Annotated in this window: 4 protein-coding genes and 1 pseudogene; 1 reads left to right on the forward strand and 4 read right to left on the reverse strand. The window is 59.1% G+C overall.

Features of this window, described 5'->3' with window-relative positions:
* Window positions 1-286 precede the first annotated feature (286 nt).
* From KG088_RS19345 to tnpA, 3 genes and pseudogenes are all read right to left on the reverse strand, one after another.
* Window positions 287-1,273, reverse strand: a pseudogene (locus tag KG088_RS19345) (IS5 family transposase); the annotation flags it as partial.
* A gap of 66 nt (window positions 1,274-1,339) precedes the next feature.
* The gene (gene tnpB, locus KG088_RS19350; protein ID WP_213828229.1) at window positions 1,340-1,675 is read right to left on the reverse strand and encodes an IS66 family insertion sequence element accessory protein TnpB; all 336 of its coding nucleotides are present in this window, start codon (window positions 1,673-1,675) and stop codon (window positions 1,340-1,342) included.
* The gene (gene tnpA, locus KG088_RS19355; protein WP_213828232.1) at window positions 1,672-2,040 is read right to left on the reverse strand and encodes an IS66-like element accessory protein TnpA; all 369 of its coding nucleotides are present in this window, start codon (window positions 2,038-2,040) and stop codon (window positions 1,672-1,674) included. The genes tnpB and tnpA overlap by 4 nt, the downstream gene beginning before the upstream one ends.
* Before the next feature lie 149 nt (window positions 2,041-2,189).
* Between tnpA and KG088_RS19360 the strand changes: the two genes are divergently transcribed.
* On the forward strand, window positions 2,190-2,588 hold the full coding sequence (locus tag KG088_RS19360; protein WP_213828233.1) for a YybH family protein: 399 nt from the start codon (window positions 2,190-2,192) through the stop codon (window positions 2,586-2,588).
* Window positions 2,589-3,299: 711 nt separating this feature from the next.
* On the opposite strand, the gene KG088_RS19365 is transcribed toward KG088_RS19360, so the two are convergent.
* Window positions 3,300-4,073, reverse strand: coding sequence for an IS110 family RNA-guided transposase (locus KG088_RS19365; RefSeq protein ID WP_319941487.1), 774 nt, complete (start codon window positions 4,071-4,073; stop codon window positions 3,300-3,302).
* Window positions 4,074-4,131: the final 58 nt, after the last annotated feature.

Genomic DNA, 4,131 nt, shown 5'->3' on the forward strand with positions numbered 1-4,131 from the left:
GCTGCGCCGGCGGTCAATATCAATTCCTGAACGTTATGAAAGGAGCCTGAGAAAGCCAGTAAGGGCATAGATCAACCAAGGGGTTCATAACGCTCGTCCGTCACCCTTATGAATGAGGCGGGTTCAAGGGATATGGCGTGCTTCCTAGACTCCTCGAACAGAAATGCGGGAGGAGTGATGGCGGGACATCGGAGAAAACAGCCGAGTAGCGCACTGCCAAAGCAAACAAAATTTGCTTAAAACTTGTAATATCGGTTCATTCCCTAAGAGCGTGTTTACAAAAGATTCAGGCCGTGTGCGTTAATCGATTGAGCAATTGGCGGCCAACGGCCAGCCAGCCCCGGGCTTCGGAGACCTCAGCACGTCGGTCATGGTGCATCACCAGCCGACGTACTTTTTCGATCCAGGCATGGGCACGCTCGACGACCCACCGTTTCGGAAGGACAGTGAAGCCCTTGGCCTCCGGCTGCCGTGTGAAAAGGTCTCCCTGGTCCGGTGTGCACCAACGGCCCACATTGGCATTGGCAGGATGGCGCACGACCTCGACCGCAATGCCGTGCTGTTGGTTGATCGTCTGCGCACAGCGTCCTGCATAGCCCGTATCAACAAAAACCGTTGATATTCCTGAATACTTTTCCATTCCATTGGCCATAACAGGGTGTGCGCCGCCACGGTCCTGCACGCTGGCGGCCGTCACGCTCACCGCGAGTACCAGCCCCAGCGTATCGACGAGGACGTGACGCTTGCGGCCTTTGACCTTTTTCCCAGCGTCGTAGCCACTGGTTCCGCCTTGGGGCGAATGCCGTGTCGATCGGGCATCCAGAATGGTGGCACTGGGCATCGTGTCACGCCCTTCACGCTCCCGCCATTGAGCGCGCAAGCGGTCGTGCATCTGCTCAAATTTGCCCTGTTCGCTCCAGCGGCGAAAGGTGCGATACACGTTCTGCCAGGGCGGAAACTCCTTGGGTAACATCCGCCATGAGCACCCGCTGCGGACCACATAACAGCTCGCGTCGACCACCAAGCGTCGGGAGTAACGAGGGGGCGTGCCACGATCCCCATCACGCTCAAAGATATCGGCCACCCGCTCCCATTCTGCATCGGTCAGGCAACTGGGGTAGCGCTGCTCTGGCGTCTGCTGCTGGTGACGTTTCTGATATCCATAACGGGTAGGCTTCCCAGGGACTGAATCATTTCCATCGCCACTCTCGCGCCCCTCGGGAGCCCCCTTGTGGCGCGTGATGTCCGCCTCCTTGAGGGTTTTACGAAGGGTGCAACGGGATTCGCGAATCATCGAATGGTCAGCCAGTGGATTCTGTGCTGCCAGGCTCGTTAAGCGTCAAAGCACCGAAATGGCACCCGCCAGCCCGAGGCGTTGCCAAGGCAGGCCTTGCACCAACGCCGTCACCTGTTCGGGCGACAGCTCGACCCGGTCACCGTGCCAAGTGCCGGCCCAATGGAACTTGCCCTGATTCAGGCGATGGGCACAGAGCCAGATTCCCAGGCCATCGTGAACCAGCACCTTGATGCGATTGCCTCGGCGGTTGGCGAACAGATAGGCGCAGTGCGGCCTGGCAGCGCCGAACACTTTTACTACCCGAGCCAGCGCCGTGTCGGGGTCGGCGCGCATATCCAGCGGCTCGGTGGCCAGCCAGATCTCGTCGATGCGGATCATGCGAGCAGCTCCCGGATCAGGCGCCGGCAAGCGTCGGCCGCTGCGGCTGGCCACTCGACGACCACCCGCCCGTTGGGGCGGGGGATCGTGAGGCGAATGGGTTCCGTTGTGTGTGACGAAGGCGTGGCCGATGGTGGGGCACTGGCCAGGGGCACCGGCACGAATGCCGGCGTCTCGGTCATCGTATCCCGCTGACGGGCGGTGCGTATCCACTTGTGAACCAGGTTGGCGTTCAGGCGGTGCTTCAGGGCAATGCCGGCCACCGAAGCGCCGGGCTGCTGGCAGGCCTCGACGATCCTGGTCTTGAACGCGGTAGTGAAACGGCGACGCTTGCGAGGCGCATCCAACACGCTTAAGTCAGTCATGATAGGTGTCCACTTAGGAATAGGTGGACACCTACCGTCATGGAAGTCGGGGCTCAGCGAAAGATGGGATCACCGGACGCATACGGACGTTCGGCTGTTGTATCGGCATATATAGATTAAGGCATATATAATCTAAGGAGTCCGAAACAGTGTCCAAAGCTGACGAAGTGATCCAAGCCATGTGCCAGTCTTACTCAAGCGCTGTCAACGCGAGTGACTCGGGAGCGTACACTCGGCTCTTCGCCCAAGACGCGATTCGGATGCCACCAGGATCACAACCTGAGTACGGGCCGGAGCAGATTCAAAAAGGCGAACAGGCCGACTACGACGCAGCGAAATGGAACGTAAAATCCACCCCACGTGAAGCACTGTCGATCGCCGAAGATTGGATATACGGTATCGTAGACGTCGAGGTGTCCATGGTCACCCATGCGGATGGCAAGACATCCAACTTCCTGTTGACAGTGACGTGGCTCCTACACAGGCAGCCCTCTGGTGCGTGGTTAATCAAGAGTCAAATGTGGAACCGCAAGCCAGGTCAATCGTGACGCGTACGCTAATGCTACCTGGCAGAAGGATTCGAACGGTTAGAAATGCACATTATCCCGCCTTTTTCGTGCGCCAGGAGAAGCCTGGTCACTTGGGAATCGGCTGTAAGCAGCCGAGGAAATTGTGTTTGGAGTCTTGTGGGTAGCCAACCCCACCCAGTCAAGGCTGGCCACCAGCTGGAAGCGTGTCTTGCGTCGGTACGGGTGACCGTGCGGACGTAGACAGCGAGCCGATAGGCCGCGTGATTGAGCCCCGAAAGCGGGATTGTGGCAGGTGCCGACGTCATGAATAGGGCGGAAGGCGGTACGAGGCGCCGAGACTGGCCTGGCGTCACTCGGCCTGCCGGGGTCTGAGAGCGGGGCATGTCGGCATAGAGACTCCCCAGGAACCTGGGAGGTCCTGCCACCTCTATCGACAAGACATTGTCAACGCCAATGAAGGTTGTCCGTATATGGACTCCTCCTCGTTTGCCAACATCCCGCCTCTGGCCTCAGGTATCGATCGCTCACGTATATCCGGTCTCTCACTACGCACCTTTGCCGAGGTGCAGGACCCTGATGGGCTATTCGCGCGCTGACTCCCAATCGCTTTGACGGGCTCAGGGGCCACGGACATGCTCGGGTTCGTCCAGCGCCGGTTCGACCTGTTAGCCATCAAGCAGCATGTTTAGCAATCGTGGTGGGCTCCTGTTGTTAAGTCATTGATAGCAATCAAACACCTTGTGCGGCCAGCTGCGGCTGGTAGGTTGTACCTCGTCGCATCATCGCCCAGGCAATACGTGCCGTTTTGTTAGCCAACGCCACTGCGGCGACATTGGGATGTCGCGTCGTGGCAAGACGCATCACCCACAGACTGAGTGGGTCGGGTTTGGTCTTCGCCGTTCGGATCATGGCACGTGCTCCGTGGATGAGTAGACAACGCACATAGGCATCTCCCCGCTTGGTAATCCCCAGAAGCCGCTCCTTGCCCCCTGAACTGTGCTGCTTGGGCGTCAACCCCAACGAGGCCGCCATCTGACGGCCATTGGCGAACTGACTGGCATCACCGACGGCGGCAATCAAGGCGGTTGCGGTCATCGGACCAACGCCTCTGAGCTGTTGCAGGCGCGTGGCAACGGGATCCGCTGCCGCGAGAGCAATAATCTCGGCATCCAGCTCGGCAACACGCTCATCCAGGGCGCGGAGATCGTCCCAGAGTCCGATCAGCAAGCGCCGGAACCGGTCACTGAGCCCATTTTCCTGGTTCTCAATCCACTGCGGTATCGCCTGGCGCAGATGCAGCAGTTCCTTCGGGGCGATCAGGCCATACTCCGCCACCAGGCCACGAATCTGGTTTCCCTTCGCCTTACGCTGGTTCATGACCCCGGCGCGAACCCGATGGACCGCCTGGATTTCCTGTTGCTCGACCGTCTTGATCGCCACAAAACGCATGCCGGGTCGACTCATTGCTTCGCAAATCGCCTCGGTGTCAACGCCAATGAAGATTGTCCGCTTTTCATCACTTCAGATTGTCCGGTTTTTATCCGTGCTCTTTCATCGGAAC

This window comes from Halomonas jincaotanensis, assembly GCF_018448785.1.
Lineage (GTDB): Bacteria > Pseudomonadota > Gammaproteobacteria > Pseudomonadales > Halomonadaceae > Halomonas > Halomonas jincaotanensis.